Source organism: Bacillus sp. SDLI1, assembly GCF_001553895.1.
Taxonomy (GTDB): Bacteria; Bacillota; Bacilli; order Bacillales; family Bacillaceae; genus Bacillus; species Bacillus siamensis.
The window spans coordinates 1,788,374-1,802,260 of sequence record NZ_CP013950.1; the positions used below are offsets into that span (position 1 = coordinate 1,788,374).

The window sequence follows — 13,887 nt, forward strand, 5'->3', positions numbered from 1 at the left end:
TTATAGAAAATGGCGGAGGGGGTTTTCGATGAAAAGCTTGCTGACGTGTCTCAGCCTGATGGTACTCGGTATCGGAACCGCTTTATTCATCGGCTTTCATGATCGTTTCCCAACGGATGAACCGTATTATGATGACGAACAGGAAGGCCTGAAAGATCAAATGGTGTTCAAATTCAGCCATGTCGTTGCTGAAAACACGCCTAAAGGGCGGGCGGCGAATAAATTCGCCGATCTGGTCTATCAAAAGTCAGGCGGGACCATTAAAGTAGAGGTGTTTCCAAACGGAAGCCTCTATTCAGATAATGAAGAAATAAACGCCCTCCAAAACGGGGACGTGCAATTCATCGCTCCCTCCACCTCAAAGCTCGGATCACTGTCGCCCGAATGGGGTGTTTTGGATCTGCCGTACGCGTTTTCAAACTATAAAGCCGTACAGGAAGGCCTAAACGGCAAAATCGGGACTCGCCTGTTCGCTTCTTTAGAAAAGCATCATTTGAAAGGCCTGGCGTACTGGACGAACGGATTTAAGCAGCTCACGTCAAATAAAGGGCCGATCTTCACTCCGGATGACTTGAAAGGACAGGCGCTCAGGATCATGCCGAGCAGCGTGATTGAAGACCAATTCCGCCTGCTCGGCGCGCACCCGCGCCAGGATTCCTTTAATTCCACGTTTCAGCTCTTGGAAAGCCATCTCGTAGACGGAGAGGAAAATACGATTTCAAATATCTATTCTAAAAAATTTTATAATGTTCAAGATTATTTGACAATCAGCAATCACGGATACCTCGGTTATGCCGTGATGACCGACGAACATTTCTGGAATTCACAGACGGAAAAAACGCGCACCATCTTAACGGAGGCGATGAAAGAAACAACGGAATGGAACGAAGCCTCCGCTGAGAAAATGAATAAAGACCAGCTTGAAGAAATCAAGAAGAATTCATCCATCAATATTCACGTGCTGACGAAAGCGGAAAAGAAAAAATGGATGAAGCGCCTCGATCCGGTTTACGGACAATATGAGCAGGTGATCGGCCGCGGGCTTGTGCAAGATTTGTTATCTTTGCGGCGCGATCCTTAGCAGGACCAATACGCCCATCTCCGTTTCATCCCTTTTCCTGATGGGGAAGTAAATAGGGACAAATAAAAAAGGAGATGGAGACATGTTTACACATACGAAAAAACTGCAGCATCCGGCTAAACCGGATCGTCCTGACCCGCTGTTCGCAAAAAAGATGCAGGAAATTTTAGGGGGACAATACGGGGAAATATCCGTCGCCATGCAATATTTGTTTCAAGGATGGAATACACGGGGCAATGAAAAATATAAGGATCTTCTGATGGATACCGCGACGGAAGAAATCGGCCATGTCGAAATGATCGCGACGATGATTGCGAGACTGTTAGAAGACGCCCCGCTGGCAAAGCAGGAAAAAGCGGCTGATGATCCGGTCATCGGGTCCATTTTAGGCGGCATGAATCCGCATCATGCAATTGTGTCAGGACTCGGCGCAATGCCGGAGAGCAGCACGGGCGTTCCGTGGAGCGCAGGCTATATCGTCGCAAGCGGAAACCTTCTGGCAGACTTCCGCGCCAATCTGAACGCCGAATCACAAGGAAGGCTTCAAGTCGCACGCCTGTATGAAATGACCGATGATAAAGGCGTGAAAGATATGCTCAGCTTTTTATTGGCCCGCGATACCATACATCAAAACCAATGGCTTGCGGCCATTAAAGAATTAGAAGAACAGGAAGGCCCGATCGTTCCTTCCACTTTCCCTAAGGCGCTGGAAAAGCAGTCATTCTCGCATAAACTTATCCATTTCTCAGATGGAGCAGAAAGCGATGAACAAAGTTGGCTGAAAGAAACAGCGCCGGACGGCGAACCTTTTGAATACGAAAAGGAACCGAAAGCGCACGGCGAAATAGCAAAGCTGGCTCCCGTCCCGCCTTATGTCCACAACACGCTTCCCGGACGAAAATAAAAAAGCCCTCTAAAGGGGCTTTCTAAAGGGGCTTTTTTATGTGCGCACAACTATCCAATCCGGTTCGTATCGGATGTCCGGGTGATGTAACAGCTCGTGAATGAAAGGTTCATCCTCTTCGTACAGCATCACTTCTATTGATAGAATCGCAGCCTTCTGCTCGTTTTCTTCGTATATGCGGTCATGTTCGTTCTCCATAAAATGATCATAGGCCTGTCTGTTCTCCCAAACGCTGATGATCTCTGCGATGAACAGGCCGTCTGCGTTTTTCCGCCAGCCGCCGGCCTGTTTGACGAAGCCATTTACACGTGATAATGCTCCCCACCGTGACTGTGCTTGCGAAAATGCTTCAGCGTTTGCAGCGTCTGTTTCACATACAATCTTTTTGATCAGCACGGCAGTTCCTCTGTGATGACTGTTTTCGCATGCGTATGCTCGACACAAAGATTCACGGTTCTGACGTAAGAGCGTGTACGGTGAATCGTGCCTTTCGGGATGAGCAGGCTGTCATTTGCTTTGAGCACTGCGGTTTCTTTGTCCTTAAAATCGATCAGCAGCTCACCTTCAAGAACAATGAACCATTCATCTGAGTCAGGGTGATGGTGCCAGTCATATTCTCCCGTAAACACTGCAAGGCGCACACAGTGGTCATTGATCTCCGCGATTGAAAAATTGTCGTGTTTTTCTTTGACTTTATTGGCGATGGCGAGTAAATGTTGCATTTCAGACACGAGGGAAAACTCCTTTTTTCATTTATTGTACCGCAACGCCGGCCCAGATCAAGATTTTCCCAAAACCAAAAGCGATCCAGCTGATGCGCCGGATCGCTTTTGATCTGCAGGTTGTCTGCCTTTTATGCTTTTATTAGCTGCTTCGTCTGTTTCCGCCTTTTTGGCCGATTTCTTTATAAAACTCTTTGTCATGATTTTTGCTTGTAGCTTCTCCGCCTTTTTGGCCGATTTCCTGATAGAATTCCTTGTCATGGTTATTGCTTGTGGCTTCTCCGCCTTTTTCACCGATTTCCTGATAGAATTCTTTGTCGTGGTTTTTGCTTGTGGCTTCTCCGCCTTTTTCACCGATTTCCTGATAGAATTCTTTGTCGTGATTTTTGCTTGTAGCTTCTCCGCCTTTTTGACCAATTTCCTGATAGAATTCTTTGTCATGGTTGTTGCTTGTAGCTTCTCCGCCTTTTTTACCTGCTTCTTCTCTGCTCATTTTGTTATTATCTTGTGCCATTTTTGAATTCCTCCTTTAATTGGTGTTGGTTGTTGGTTTCCCGATTTCAGAACTGCTAAACAAAGAAAACACAATGAATGTGTTTTCGGGTGGTTTTTTATCATTCTGCATCCTTCAGGCGGCTTAGAATCCGGCGCTTTTTATAAAGCATGATGCCTGTTTCCGCGATGCTTTCTAAAGCTGAACGGTTGGCGGATGCGCCGAAGATGATGCCTGCGGCCGGAACCATTTGCAGCAGTTTTTTCGCGGCGAACGTATCGCGGTAGCTGTAAACGACTTCCCGCCAGCCCTGTATCTGCGAGGCGACGCGCTGATAGGTGCGGTCGTTTTGATCATATTGCCGTAAATCCTGCAGGATCGCTTTTTTTCCGATGACGTCACTCGATACCAGCTGAAGCAATTTGACGATAAACACGCGCTCTTTTTTGTCTTTCGGGTCAAAGCCGTAGGCAATCGCGATATCCTGCAGTGTCTTTAAAGACAGACCGAGCATCGCCGGGATGTCTGCCGCAAGCGTAAACACGCCGCCGACTCCTGTTGCGGCTCCCTGTACCGTCGCGGCCTTTACGCTTGCGCGCGCCATGGCTTCTGCGATTTCGTCCATGACGGCAAGCGGCGCATTGCGAATGTCGTGAAGCGTTTGACATGTACCGTGCGGCAGCTGTTTCTGAAACTTTTTCATGATGCGCTTTTCTGATGTGAGATACTGTCCGCCTGACTGAATAAACGTTCCCGTTTCATCGAGTATGCGTCCGATTTTCCGCTGAATAAATTGCGGTGTCAGCTTGTCCAAAAGCTGAAACGGCAAGCGGGTGAATGTTTGCCAGAACATCACCCTCTGCTGCGCCTTTTCCCATTTTTGAATGTCTCTCAATTGTCTTTCCAGGTCTGTCCGCTCTTCTGTCACCCGTCCTGCACGTCCTTTCTGAATTCTTTGTTCATAGTATACCTTTATGGTGTTTTCTTACCCGACCTGGGGAAAACATCCCGTTGTTTAATTTTCTTTAAATTCTATATATTGTATAATTTTGAATAATACGAATGAAGGAGAATGTTGAATGCATTGGATTTATTTGAGCTTAGCGATCATTTTTGAAGTAATGGGTACGGTCAGCATGAAATTATCAAATGGTTTTACAAAACTTGTCCCCAGTATTTTATTATTATTGTTTTATATCGGCAGCCTATGTTTTCTTACTTTGACTTTGAAATATATAAGTGTCTCCATCGCGTATGCGGTCTGGTCGGGAATGGGGATCGTACTGATTTCCTTGATCGGAATTTTTTTCTTCCATGAACAGTTCTCTGTCATAAAAGCTGTCTCTGTTCTTCTGATCATCATCGGTGTCGTTTCCTTAAACTTTATTTCTGAAAGTGAAACGTCATCAAACGGCATCAGCGTTCATACGGACAGAAACAGATGATGAAAGGGTTAAAGGTTCTCTTCCTCATTACAGATATTGGATTTATCATTTATTGGATTGTTACTTTTTTTGAGTGGATTCCAAAAAACATGGTGTTTAAAGATTATGATAACGCCATGATCATGGCTTGGAACTGGTCATTCTTTCCCTTAGATATTTTCATATCGATAACCGGGCTGTACAGCTTGTTTCTTTATAAACGGAAACATGCGTTATGGCGCCCTTTCGCATTAATATCACTTGTGCTGACCTTTTGTTCAGGCCTGCAGGCGATTGCCTTTTGGGTATTTATCGGTGATTTTGATCTTATGTGGTGGGCATTCAATCTGTACTTGCTTCTTTATCCTTTATATTTTATTCAGAAATTGCTGGTCTCTCGTAAAAATGGCTGTCATTCTTTTTGATGAGTCGGTTTTCTTTTTCTTCAGGCGGGAAACACTTTTCATAAAGGAGTGATAGACATGCCTTGGTCAATGAAGGATTATCCGCAATCATTGAAGAATCTCGAGGAACCTGTGAAGAAAAAAGCGATCGAAATCGCGAATGCGATGGTGGATGAGGGTTATGAAGAAGGACGGGCCATTCCCATTGCGACAAGTCAGGCGAAAGAGTGGAAAGAAAATGCCTCTAAGGAAGAAATCGATCAGCTGATGAAACACGATGATGAAACGAAGCGCGGAAATTGATCCGGAATACATGAAAAAACCCCGCTCTAAAGAGAACGGGGTTTTCTGATTATAAACCGTAATAATAAGAAAGAGTGGTGACTGACACGTAGCCTGTCGCTCCTGCATAGGTGACTTTCAGCCATTTATCAGAGTTGGTGTAGTGGCCCTGAACATATTCTCCAGTCACCCAAGAACCTGTAATTTTTTTACCGCTTGAGAATGTTGTAATTGTTGAACAGCTGACCTTAGAGCATGAGCGCATATTAGCTCCGTAAATACCGACTGTGCCCCCGCTGGCTAAAATGGAAACGTCCGGTTCAGCTTTAGGTGTAAAAGCTGCAGCTGATGCAGAGCCGCCAAAAGCGAATAAAGAAACAACAAACATCATGGCGAAAGAAAAGACCGACAAACGACGTACCAAGAAAATTCCCCCTCTTTTATCATATGTCTGGAAAGCTTTCCTGAGGTTATTATACGTTTTCGCCCGGAAGACTGAAATAAGTCTAATGCTCCAACTTCTTTTCTGCCTGAATGATAAAGCGCTTTCTTTGTTTTCGATAAATAACAGCGGTTTATTGGACTGGAATCACTGATATATCGTTGATTCAAACATTTATTCAGAGCGTCCGGGGTTTTTCCGGATGTCATTTGAATGGTACAGGAAGGTTTTATCTCCAATGGAAAGAAACATTATTATTCTATTTACCCGGCAAAATGGAGGAAATGTGCCGTCTTTTTTTCAAATCTGTGCTGGCGGACGGAAAGTTCTGACGATTTATGGGACAGTGTACTCTTCCCCCTTTTTAAAATGGAGAACCCGTGCGGAAACATCGTTGAGAACGGCATCGTTTCTTTCCGAATACGATGTCTTTTTCATTTTCGGACCTTTCTCAGGCGGGATACATATCATAGATAAAACAGGGCATAAATGTACTGGTTTATTGAACATAAAGAGCTTGACATCTCATAATAGCGGATTTATGATGTAGATAAAATAATTTGCATCTAGGAAACTTTTTGTTATTTAGCTAAAAATCTATCGGAATTTAGGTGAGACATAATGAGCAAAGACATCTCAGCACAATCATTGCAAGCAAAAGCCATTCAGGATGCACTTGACGGCAAAAGCAAGGGATTCAAGCGGCTTCTGCCTTTTTTAGGTCCCGCATTTATCGCGGCGATTGCCTACATTGATCCGGGAAACTTCGCTACGAATATCTCAGCTGGTTCGAAATTCGGGTATATGCTGTTGTGGGTCATCCTCTTTTCAAACTTGATGGCTTTTTTAATTCAAGTCCTTTCCGCGAAGCTCGGCATCGCCACGGGTAAAAACCTGCCGGAAATCGCCAGAGACCGGTATCCGAAATGGGTATCCGCCGGGTTGTGGATACAGGGTGAATTGGTGATTATGGCGACTGATCTGGCTGAGTTTATCGGAGCGGCCCTCGGGCTCAATCTGCTGTTCGGCATACCTATGATGGAAGCGGCCATTATCGCGGCGATCGGCTCATTCGCGATTTTAGAACTGCAGCGCCGCGGTTACCGGGCGCTGGAAGCGGGCATTGCCGGACTTCTGTTTGTGGTGGTGATCGCCTTCGCTCTGCAAACCTTCTTCGCCAAGCCTGACGCCGCTTCCGTTCTCGAAGGGCTGTTTATCCCGAAAATTGACGGAATGGACAGTGTGCTTCTGGCAACAGGGATACTCGGCGCAACCGTGATGCCGCACGCCATTTACTTACATTCCGCACTGACACAGCGCCGTGTCGTCGGAAAAACGGATAGCGAGCGGAAAAAGATTTTTAAATTCGAGACGATTGACATTCTCATCGCGATGGTGATCGCAGGGGCGATTAACGCAAGCATGCTGATTGTAGCGGCGGCGCTTTTCTTCAAGAACGGGCTGTATGTAGAAGATTTAGACGTGGCTTATCAGCAATTCGGCCACTATATCGGGCCGGCATCAGCCGCTCTCTTCGGAATCGGGCTGCTGGCCGCGGGGCTTTCGAGCTCTTCTGTCGGCACATTGTCAGGCGACATTATCATGCAGGGATTCATCCGTTACCGTATCCCGCTTTATTTGCGGCGTTTCATTACCATTATTCCGCCGATGGTCATCATTATCTCAGGGGTCAACGCCACAGAAGCGCTTGTATGGAGCCAGGTCGTTCTTTCATTCGGCATCTCCTTTGCGCTCGTGCCGCTGATTATGTTTACGGGCAACAGACGCCTGATGGGCGCCCTGACGAACCGTAAATGGGTGACGGCTCTCGCCTGGCTGATTGCGGTTTTGGTGATCGCGCTTAATCTGTTTGTGATTTACGATTCTTTCCGTTAGAAAAACCGGCCGATATGGGCCGGTTTTTTTCTTTTGGCGCCGGCTCTCGTTCGTATCTTTTTCCGGGGGTTTTTGGTATGATAGAAGAAAAAATCGGAGTTTTGCTTATGTCAGTATTTATCCTTTTTTATCTGTGGATCGTGCCGATTGTCATCGGCATCTTCTGTTCTCTTATTGCTTATCGGACAACGGGCAAGAAACGCCTGATTCCCGGCTTTGTGATGGTCGCATTGAGCATCGTTTCCTTAATCACGGGGCTTTGGATCGGCGGAGTGAACTATCATGTGTTCATCGGGGGCATGTTTTTATTCGGTACGTTATTGGCCGGTTCCGCCTTCCCGTTTTTCTTCGCTCTTTCACGCAAAAAAAAATAAACAGGCATGCTGCCTGTTTATTTTTTTAAATTAACCCTAAATGATAAAACCGCTCCGATCATGTCGTTCCGCATCAATCAGCCTGTACATGTGTTATATAGGCTCCAGCCCATGTTCTATTTCACGAAACTGCAGCTAAAATGAATTCTGCTAAAGAAGATTTTGGATGATGAGAAAAATACTGTATAAAAATCCTATTTACCCAAAAAATACCTATTGATAGAATGGTATCTGAGAGGGAAAAATGTTCAAAGCGGATCATATAGGTCCCGCCTAAATACATAGTCTTTCATTTCTCTCTACACTACATTTCTAAAGGAGGATTTCCCATTAAACACACAGCTAAAGGCATTCTGTTTGCCGCATCTTTAGCCCTTGTAACTACTTCTTTTGTCCCCGCATCCTTAGCTAAAGAAAATCATAATAATACTGCCAATGCCACTGGAACGACCAAATCATTTTTTTATCAGACTGATACGCAATTTTCCTACGGACTAAAAGCACAAAGCGATGCATCTGTGTCAAAACCAGTTAAAGATGCAATCAGAGAGGTGCTGAAAAATAAAACAAAATTATTTAATCTTGTTGAAAAATTAGCAGGAAAGAAAATAAGAAATGAACTTGAATCTGTTTTCAATGAACACATAGAACCGGTTTTAAAGAAAATGCTGAACGAGTATGTCGCCTTAAGCTGGACTGACGTGGAAAAGAATCTTTATCTTTCACTTAAAAAGTCCGGACTTTCTGACAGCCAGGCTAAAAACCTCGCTCATTTGACAACTTTAGCAATGAAAACATTTTAAACTGATTCATAAATGATCATGCAAAGTGCTGTTAGATTCACTCTAATAGCACTTTTTCATTGGAGATTTCACATGACTGTCTTTTTTACTGTTTTGCTCACTCTCTTATGCTGCCTTGTTATTTCATCTCTTGTTTTTATGATTCTATTAAAAAAGGAGATTGTGGATACACCACCCAATCACTTAGCGCATGCAGCATTCATAGGGCTTGTTGGATTCTCCCTGTGCTTCGCTGTAACTGTTCCCAGCCTAGTTATTTATTTTGCAGCTATAACTGTAAATCATTTTTCCGGAGAATATATCCTATATGGTTCACTTTCAGACTTATACATATTTTCTGTCGTCGTCAGTATTTTAGCTTTCATTTATATGCTAATCCTAATGGTAATTGTAAAAGGAATGACTCATGTTTTTAAACTACCTGCTTGGTTAGCCTATATCCTTGAATTCATTTTTGCATGGGCAGCTGTTTACTTCTCAATTAAATACATTTCCAATCATATCATTGAGAACATAGCTATATTTCAAGATGGAGAAATTCTTCTTTCATTGTTCATAACTTTCTTATTTTCGGGCTTGGATATCCTTTTTACTCATTTGGATAAGATCGCAAAAGAGAAATTAGGCTAATAAAGGGGGAAATGGGTATGAAGAGCATTAAATATATATCTTATTTTTCTATTTCTTTCGTTTTGCAGGTGGTATGGCTGCTGCTAATAAAAGAAACCTCAAATATATCTCTAATAGATATGATGACAATGTCCTTTTTATTCACTCTCTTTATGTTCATCTTGGATCAAATTTTTAAAGAAAAGCGGGCAAAATAGAGCCTGTTTTTTTATTTTAACATTCCTTCAAGCTTCGCTTTCATTTTCGGTCTGTAAATTCCGCCAGCAGCCAGACCATACATTGACTTAAAAAACAAAAAACCCTCTTCGTCATGAAAAGAGCAACATTCATCATACGGCCGATACTTTTATCGAATGTAAATGCAAATCCGCCGCATTTACGGAGGGACAAAAATTCTCATTAATTATCTTTTGTAACAAACACTTGGCTTAATATGCTGTCGCGGCTAAACCAACAACTCCACCTCTAACTGCATTTTTCCCGACGATTTTTAAGATTGGAATAGCTGCTTCTTTCCACATTTTTTCAAGTAATTTTTGCAGACCTCCGGAAATAAAGTCAATAATTTTTTGTTTTAAGCAACCCATATAAGATGCTGTTGAGAAGCCACCGTCAGTGTTCGGAACTCAGGAATGAATTTCCCAGAGACTAATTGCTTATTCATGATGTACTTCCTATCTTTAAGAAGGGATGCTTCATCAAAATGAACTGAAGCAGGGGGGGCAGGGATTTTTTGTTAAAAACTTTTGAACATGAAATTCAAAAAAATAAACAGCACGATGATCGTCACAACAATAAAGGCTTCTCTTGTGAAGTTTTTATCATCTTCTTTTTGCTGTTTCTTTTTCTTAATCTCTTCTCTATATTTTCTTTGAACCTCTTTCTTCTTATCATCCATTATCTAAACTCCTCTGAGTCCTTTTTTCTTTTTATCACTTGCACCCCTCCTTTCAGCTACTGCCATTTTATCGCGCAACAAACAAGTACACCAGTGAAAAAAGCCTTGACTATAAAGCCTTCTCGCACAGCTGAGACTCTAAAAGTTGAATTTAATTTAACGGATTAAAAAACAGCCCTCAGATTATTCCGAGCGCTGTCGCGATATTGCAAATGGCCTGCCTTTTCACCTGATAAAACTTATCTCTTTTGAGACCGAGTTCAATCATAATTTCTAAACCCTTTATGTTTCTTGGGGACAAATATTTCTTTTCAATAATGCTACGCTCATCTTGGTCAAGACAGTTCTCTAGCGCCCTATCCATCTGCTTGACCTTCAGTGTTTTTTCGTAACTGCGGAAACAGACCGATAGTTCCGGAATGAATGACAATTGTTTGACTGCTTGCAATCTGTTCCCTCCTTAAAGTAATAGAGCGGGCATCAAATACATAGCCTCATGCTGAATGCCGTCATCGGCGGCTCGTCGCCGATGACGACCGGCTCATTTGAGTTAAGCGATTCATGAGAATGATTCCGCCTTCTTATTTTTTCTTAAACAACAAACCGGTTCAAAACCAATTCAAAACATTGCATTATTTGGAATATTTGTGTAAGTTTTGTATAACAAAAATTAAAAAAAGAGTGAGGAGGGAAACATATGATCATCAGAAGCGCGGAACCTTATGATGTAAACCAATTGACCGATTTAATGTATTTATATATCGTGGATTTTTATCAAAGGCCTAAACCACCGATTGAAGATATACATCGTTTGATTGAAATGCTATTTGAAAAGGACAGAGGTATTCAATTCGTTGCTGAACAAGATGGGGAACTTATTGGCTTTGCAACATTGTATTTTAGTTTTAGTACGACGAAAGCAGATAAAATAACAATAATGAATGATTTATTCGTGGCAGAAAAAGCAAGAGGCACAGGAGCAGCCCAAGAACTGTTTAAAAGTTGTGAGGCATTTACAAAAGAAAACGGATATGCGCATATGTCATGGATAACAGCAACTGATAATTACCGTGCACAAAAGTTCTATGACAAGATGGGCGGCTCCCTTGGAAATTGGCTGACCTATTCCATTTAACCCGGGATAATCTTTTTGAAGAAAAATGATCATACGGCTCATCTGAATAAATAGGAGAGCCTATATGCAAACAAGCTGCACGGCAAAAAAATAAACAGGCATGCTGCCTGTTTATTTTTTTTATAAGCGCCGCTTTTTAAAACAGCCGTTTCAAGCTTTTCTTGAGCGACGGCATTTCGATTTTTTGGTTTTCAAAGAAGTTTTTCAGCATGTATTTGCTGAAGCCTTTCGCTTGGCCGTAAGTGATTTTTCCCGGAAGCGGCGGCTCGTCGCCGATGACGGCGTCAATGACGACCGGTTCATTTGAGTTGAGCGCTTCATGAAAAGCGGGAGCCAATTCTTCGTGTTTCGTCACTTTGATCCCTTTTGCCCCGCAGCTTTTTGCAAAAGCGGCATAATCCACATTTTGCAGCTGGGTGACGTAGTCAATGTTGCCTTTGACTCGCTGTTCATATTCAATCATGCCTAAATTTTCGTTGTTTAAAATGACAACTGTAATCGGCAGTTTATATTTAACAGCCGTCGGCAGATCCTGCATGACCATTGAAAATCCGCCGTCTCCGCAAATGGCGATGGACTGCCGCTCAGGTTCGGCAAGGCTCGCGGCAATCGCTCCCGGAAGCCCGCATCCCATCGTGGCGAGCCAGCTTGAGACGATAAAGTCCTGCTTTTTCATTTTAAAATGGCGGGCCATCCATACCGTAACCGTTCCGACATCCACTGACAGGACGGCATCCTCTGCGGCCGCATCCTGGAGCCGGGCGATGACCTGCTGGGGCTTGAGCGGATGAGTCGCTTCGGTTTCATCTTTTTCGATTTCCTTCCACCAATGCTTCATGTGCTCGGTGCAGGCGTCTAAAAATCTTCTGTCTTCTTTATATTCAATGTAATCCGTCAGCTCTTTCAGGCCCAGAGCCGCATCACTGACGATTCCCGCATTGACGGGATAGCGCTTGCCGATTTTGGCCGGATCCGAATCAAGCTGGATGGCAGGCGTATCCTCCGGGAGATAATCCCTGTATGGGAACGATGTGCCGAGCATGATCAGCAGATCGCATTCCTCCATCGCTTCGTAGGCGGGCTTTGTGCCGATTTGCCCGAGATTTCCGAGAAAATGGGGATGGCTGTCAGGTATGACCCCTTTTGCCGGCAGAGTAATGACAATCGGAGCGGCCGCTTTATCGGCGAATGCGAGCAGCTCCTCTTTTGCTGACTTTAACCCTTGGCCGGCGAGAATGACCGGTTTTTTTGCGTTGTTAATATATTGCGCGCATGTCACGAGATGTTCTTTTTTCGGCTCGATATCGGCTTTTAAATATATCGGCGACGTGTAGACCGGCTCCCGTTTGATTTTTTGCGCAAATAAATCATCAGATACGGTTAAGACGGCAACGCCTTTTTTGCTGTAAGCCGTACGGATCGCCTGGTTCAGAAGATCGGGCAGCGCTTCTGCTGTATGTACCTGCTGGTTGAATACCGCCACGTCCTCAAACATTTGCTCTAATTTGATTTCCTGGAAACTGTCACGGCCGATTTCATCTGAGGCAACCTGTCCCGCAATGGCCAAAACCGGAACACCGTCCGCTTTGGCGTCGTACAAACCGTTCAGCAGATGAACGGCTCCCGGCCCTGCGATTGAAAGGCAGACACCGATCTGCCCGGTCAGTTTTGCCTCAGCCGCGGCGGCCAGGGCTGCGACTTCCTCGTGCCTGGTTTGGATGAATGTCAGGTTGTTTCGTTCATGTCTCAGTTCTTCGATAAATTCATTAATGCTGTCTCCGGGAATGCCGTATATATGTCCGACTCCCCATTGTTCAAGCAGCTCTGTCATTACGTGTCCTGCTGTTTTACTTGGCATACTGCATCCTCCTTTTACCTGTATTCATCCCCTTTTTAAAACGGGTTGAAACACGGGGCTATCTGCCTGACTTTTTTCTCAGCAGATCAAGGATGGATAACAGATGCCGGTCTTTCAGCGTTACCTTCATATTTGCCGCACCATTGATTCCGTCTTTCACTTGGCGTTTCCTGTTCGGCACCATGAACAGCGGCAGCCGGTTTGGGGAAAACCAGCGTAATGCGGCGGTTTCCGGCCCGTTCATCAGCGGGGTTCCACCAGTAACGGCTCCGATGAACACGTGCTGTGTATCTTCAAATGCAGGTCTTTCATATTCACCGGATTTTTGCAGGATGGTCACGTTATAACCGGTTTCTTCGAAGGCCTCTCTGATGGCTGCGGCTTCAGGTGTTTCACCTTCTGCGATCCCGCCGCCGGGCAAATCCCATAAGGGAACGTCTTTTCGTTTTACGAGCAATATGTCCCGCCCGTCATTTTGAATGATGACAAAAGCGCCTTGAGCCATGTCGTCCTCCTTTACAAAAAAGACCGCGGCACTATG

General features: G+C 44.3%; 19 protein-coding genes and 2 pseudogenes. 11 read left to right on the forward strand and 10 right to left on the reverse strand.

All coding sequences use genetic code 11. The features are described 5' to 3' along the window. The first annotated feature begins 28 nt into the window (after window positions 1-28). Together AUL54_RS08475 and AUL54_RS08480 are read left to right on the forward strand one after the other, a co-directional pair. Window positions 29-1,081, forward strand: coding sequence for a TRAP transporter substrate-binding protein (locus AUL54_RS08475; RefSeq protein ID WP_060963557.1), 1,053 nt, complete (start codon window positions 29-31; stop codon window positions 1,079-1,081). Between the two features lie 82 nt (window positions 1,082-1,163). Further along, complete coding sequence (locus tag AUL54_RS08480; RefSeq protein ID WP_060963558.1) at window positions 1,164-1,985, forward strand: manganese catalase; 822 nt, start codon at window positions 1,164-1,166, stop codon at window positions 1,983-1,985. Between the two features lie 36 nt (window positions 1,986-2,021). Here the strand turns inward: AUL54_RS08480 and AUL54_RS08485 are convergent, their stop codons facing one another. The 4 genes from AUL54_RS08485 to AUL54_RS08500 all read right to left on the reverse strand — a co-directional run bounded on the left by AUL54_RS08485 (window position 2,022) and on the right by AUL54_RS08500 (window position 4,128). Further along, on the reverse strand, window positions 2,022-2,381 hold the full coding sequence (locus AUL54_RS08485) for a YdbC family protein (protein WP_060963559.1): 360 nt from the start codon (window positions 2,379-2,381) through the stop codon (window positions 2,022-2,024). After that, window positions 2,375-2,716 (reverse strand): cupin domain-containing protein, encoded by a 342-nt coding sequence (locus AUL54_RS08490; RefSeq protein WP_045927189.1) that lies wholly within the window; start codon window positions 2,714-2,716, stop codon window positions 2,375-2,377. Before AUL54_RS08490 ends, AUL54_RS08485 begins: the two co-directional genes overlap by 7 nt. A 133-nt stretch (window positions 2,717-2,849) precedes the next feature. Next, a complete protein-coding gene (gene gsiB, locus AUL54_RS08495; protein WP_003156229.1) occupies window positions 2,850-3,221 on the reverse strand; it encodes a glucose starvation-inducible protein GsiB in 372 nt (123 codons plus the stop codon). A 100-nt stretch (window positions 3,222-3,321) separates the two neighbouring features. Next, window positions 3,322-4,128 (reverse strand): EcsC family protein, encoded by an 807-nt coding sequence (locus AUL54_RS08500; RefSeq protein WP_060963560.1) that lies wholly within the window; start codon window positions 4,126-4,128, stop codon window positions 3,322-3,324. Between the two features lie 151 nt (window positions 4,129-4,279). On the opposite strand from AUL54_RS08500, the gene AUL54_RS08505 reads away from it, so the two are divergent. From AUL54_RS08505 to AUL54_RS08515, 3 genes and pseudogenes are all read left to right on the forward strand, one after another. Beyond that, window positions 4,280-4,645: a DMT family transporter gene (locus tag AUL54_RS08505; protein WP_060963561.1), complete on the forward strand. Its 366-nt coding sequence runs from the start codon at window positions 4,280-4,282 to the stop codon at window positions 4,643-4,645. Further along, window positions 4,642-5,049 carry a DUF5360 family protein gene (locus tag AUL54_RS08510; RefSeq protein WP_060963562.1) on the forward strand — a complete coding sequence of 136 codons (408 nt, stop codon included), beginning with the start codon at window positions 4,642-4,644 and terminating at the stop codon, window positions 5,047-5,049. Before AUL54_RS08505 ends, AUL54_RS08510 begins: the two co-directional genes overlap by 4 nt. 57 nt (window positions 5,050-5,106) lie before the next feature. Continuing rightward, window positions 5,107-5,322: pseudogene (locus AUL54_RS08515) on the forward strand (DUF2188 domain-containing protein); the annotation flags it as partial. Between the two features lie 58 nt (window positions 5,323-5,380). Here AUL54_RS08515 and AUL54_RS08520 read toward each other — a convergent pair. Beyond that, entirely contained in the window at window positions 5,381-5,734 is a 354-nt protein-coding gene (locus tag AUL54_RS08520) for a hypothetical protein (RefSeq protein WP_060963563.1), read from the reverse strand. A 636-nt stretch (window positions 5,735-6,370) separates the two neighbouring features. Between AUL54_RS08520 and AUL54_RS08530 the strand changes: the two genes are divergently transcribed. The 5 genes from AUL54_RS08530 to AUL54_RS21880 all read left to right on the forward strand — a co-directional run bounded on the left by AUL54_RS08530 (window position 6,371) and on the right by AUL54_RS21880 (window position 9,652). Beyond that, window positions 6,371-7,648 carry an Nramp family divalent metal transporter gene (locus AUL54_RS08530; RefSeq protein WP_101605583.1) on the forward strand — a complete coding sequence of 426 codons (1,278 nt, stop codon included), beginning with the start codon at window positions 6,371-6,373 and terminating at the stop codon, window positions 7,646-7,648. A gap of 107 nt (window positions 7,649-7,755) precedes the next feature. Continuing rightward, window positions 7,756-8,022, forward strand: a complete 267-nt coding sequence (locus tag AUL54_RS08535) for a hypothetical protein (protein WP_029575267.1) — start codon at window positions 7,756-7,758, stop codon at window positions 8,020-8,022. Window positions 8,023-8,573: 551 nt separating this feature from the next. Then, window positions 8,574-8,825, forward strand: a complete 252-nt coding sequence (locus tag AUL54_RS08540) for a hypothetical protein (RefSeq protein ID WP_235588406.1) — start codon at window positions 8,574-8,576, stop codon at window positions 8,823-8,825. 72 nt (window positions 8,826-8,897) lie between these two features. Next, complete coding sequence (locus AUL54_RS08545; RefSeq protein WP_060963566.1) at window positions 8,898-9,455, forward strand: hypothetical protein; 558 nt, start codon at window positions 8,898-8,900, stop codon at window positions 9,453-9,455. Window positions 9,456-9,472: 17 nt separating this feature from the next. Beyond that, window positions 9,473-9,652: a hypothetical protein gene (locus AUL54_RS21880; RefSeq protein ID WP_060963567.1), complete on the forward strand. Its 180-nt coding sequence runs from the start codon at window positions 9,473-9,475 to the stop codon at window positions 9,650-9,652. A gap of 231 nt (window positions 9,653-9,883) precedes the next feature. Here AUL54_RS21880 and AUL54_RS21690 read toward each other — a convergent pair whose 3' ends face one another. The 3 genes and pseudogenes from AUL54_RS21690 to AUL54_RS08555 all read right to left on the reverse strand — a co-directional run. Then, the gene (locus AUL54_RS21690; protein ID WP_235588407.1) at window positions 9,884-10,042 is read right to left on the reverse strand and encodes a hypothetical protein; all 159 of its coding nucleotides are present in this window, start codon (window positions 10,040-10,042) and stop codon (window positions 9,884-9,886) included. Between the two features lie 149 nt (window positions 10,043-10,191). Continuing rightward, window positions 10,192-10,353, reverse strand: a complete 162-nt coding sequence (locus AUL54_RS21170) for a hypothetical protein (RefSeq protein ID WP_101605584.1) — start codon at window positions 10,351-10,353, stop codon at window positions 10,192-10,194. Between the two features lie 178 nt (window positions 10,354-10,531). After that, window positions 10,532-10,769: pseudogene (locus tag AUL54_RS08555) on the reverse strand (ArpU family phage packaging/lysis transcriptional regulator); the annotation flags it as partial. Between the two features lie 281 nt (window positions 10,770-11,050). Between AUL54_RS08555 and AUL54_RS08560 the strand changes: the two are divergent. Next, window positions 11,051-11,488: a GNAT family N-acetyltransferase gene (locus tag AUL54_RS08560; protein ID WP_060963568.1), complete on the forward strand. Its 438-nt coding sequence runs from the start codon at window positions 11,051-11,053 to the stop codon at window positions 11,486-11,488. A 136-nt stretch (window positions 11,489-11,624) separates the two neighbouring features. Here AUL54_RS08560 and AUL54_RS08565 read toward each other — a convergent pair whose 3' ends face one another. Beyond that, window positions 11,625-13,346 carry a pyruvate oxidase gene (locus tag AUL54_RS08565; protein WP_060963569.1) on the reverse strand — a complete coding sequence of 574 codons (1,722 nt, stop codon included), beginning with the start codon at window positions 13,344-13,346 and terminating at the stop codon, window positions 11,625-11,627. Between the two features lie 58 nt (window positions 13,347-13,404). Next, window positions 13,405-13,851, reverse strand: coding sequence for an NUDIX hydrolase (locus AUL54_RS08570; RefSeq protein WP_060963570.1), 447 nt, complete (start codon window positions 13,849-13,851; stop codon window positions 13,405-13,407). Window positions 13,852-13,887: the final 36 nt, after the last annotated feature.

What these genes read in the sequence shown, in the direction of transcription:
- gsiB (WP_003156229.1), bottom strand. Translation starts at nt 3,221, where the DNA reads ATGGCACAAGATAATAACAAAATGAGCAGAGAAGAAGCAGGTAAAAAA.
- AUL54_RS08535 (WP_029575267.1), top strand. Translation starts at nt 7,756, where the DNA reads ATGTCAGTATTTATCCTTTTTTATCTGTGGATCGTGCCGATTGTCATC.
- AUL54_RS08505 (WP_060963561.1), top strand. Translation starts at nt 4,280, where the DNA reads ATGCATTGGATTTATTTGAGCTTAGCGATCATTTTTGAAGTAATGGGT.
- AUL54_RS08545 (WP_060963566.1), top strand. Translation starts at nt 8,898, where the DNA reads ATGACTGTCTTTTTTACTGTTTTGCTCACTCTCTTATGCTGCCTTGTT.
- AUL54_RS08475 (WP_060963557.1), top strand. Translation starts at nt 29, where the DNA reads ATGAAAAGCTTGCTGACGTGTCTCAGCCTGATGGTACTCGGTATCGGA.
- AUL54_RS08480 (WP_060963558.1), top strand. Translation starts at nt 1,164, where the DNA reads ATGTTTACACATACGAAAAAACTGCAGCATCCGGCTAAACCGGATCGT.
- AUL54_RS08510 (WP_060963562.1), top strand. Translation starts at nt 4,642, where the DNA reads ATGATGAAAGGGTTAAAGGTTCTCTTCCTCATTACAGATATTGGATTT.
- AUL54_RS08560 (WP_060963568.1), top strand. Translation starts at nt 11,051, where the DNA reads ATGATCATCAGAAGCGCGGAACCTTATGATGTAAACCAATTGACCGAT.
- AUL54_RS08565 (WP_060963569.1), bottom strand. Translation starts at nt 13,346, where the DNA reads ATGCCAAGTAAAACAGCAGGACACGTAATGACAGAGCTGCTTGAACAA.
- AUL54_RS21880 (WP_060963567.1), top strand. Translation starts at nt 9,473, where the DNA reads ATGAAGAGCATTAAATATATATCTTATTTTTCTATTTCTTTCGTTTTG.
- AUL54_RS21170 (WP_101605584.1), bottom strand. Translation starts at nt 10,353, where the DNA reads ATGGATGATAAGAAGAAAGAGGTTCAAAGAAAATATAGAGAAGAGATT.
- AUL54_RS08570 (WP_060963570.1), bottom strand. Translation starts at nt 13,851, where the DNA reads ATGGCTCAAGGCGCTTTTGTCATCATTCAAAATGACGGGCGGGACATA.
- AUL54_RS21690 (WP_235588407.1), bottom strand. Translation starts at nt 10,042, where the DNA reads ATGGGTTGCTTAAAACAAAAAATTATTGACTTTATTTCCGGAGGTCTG.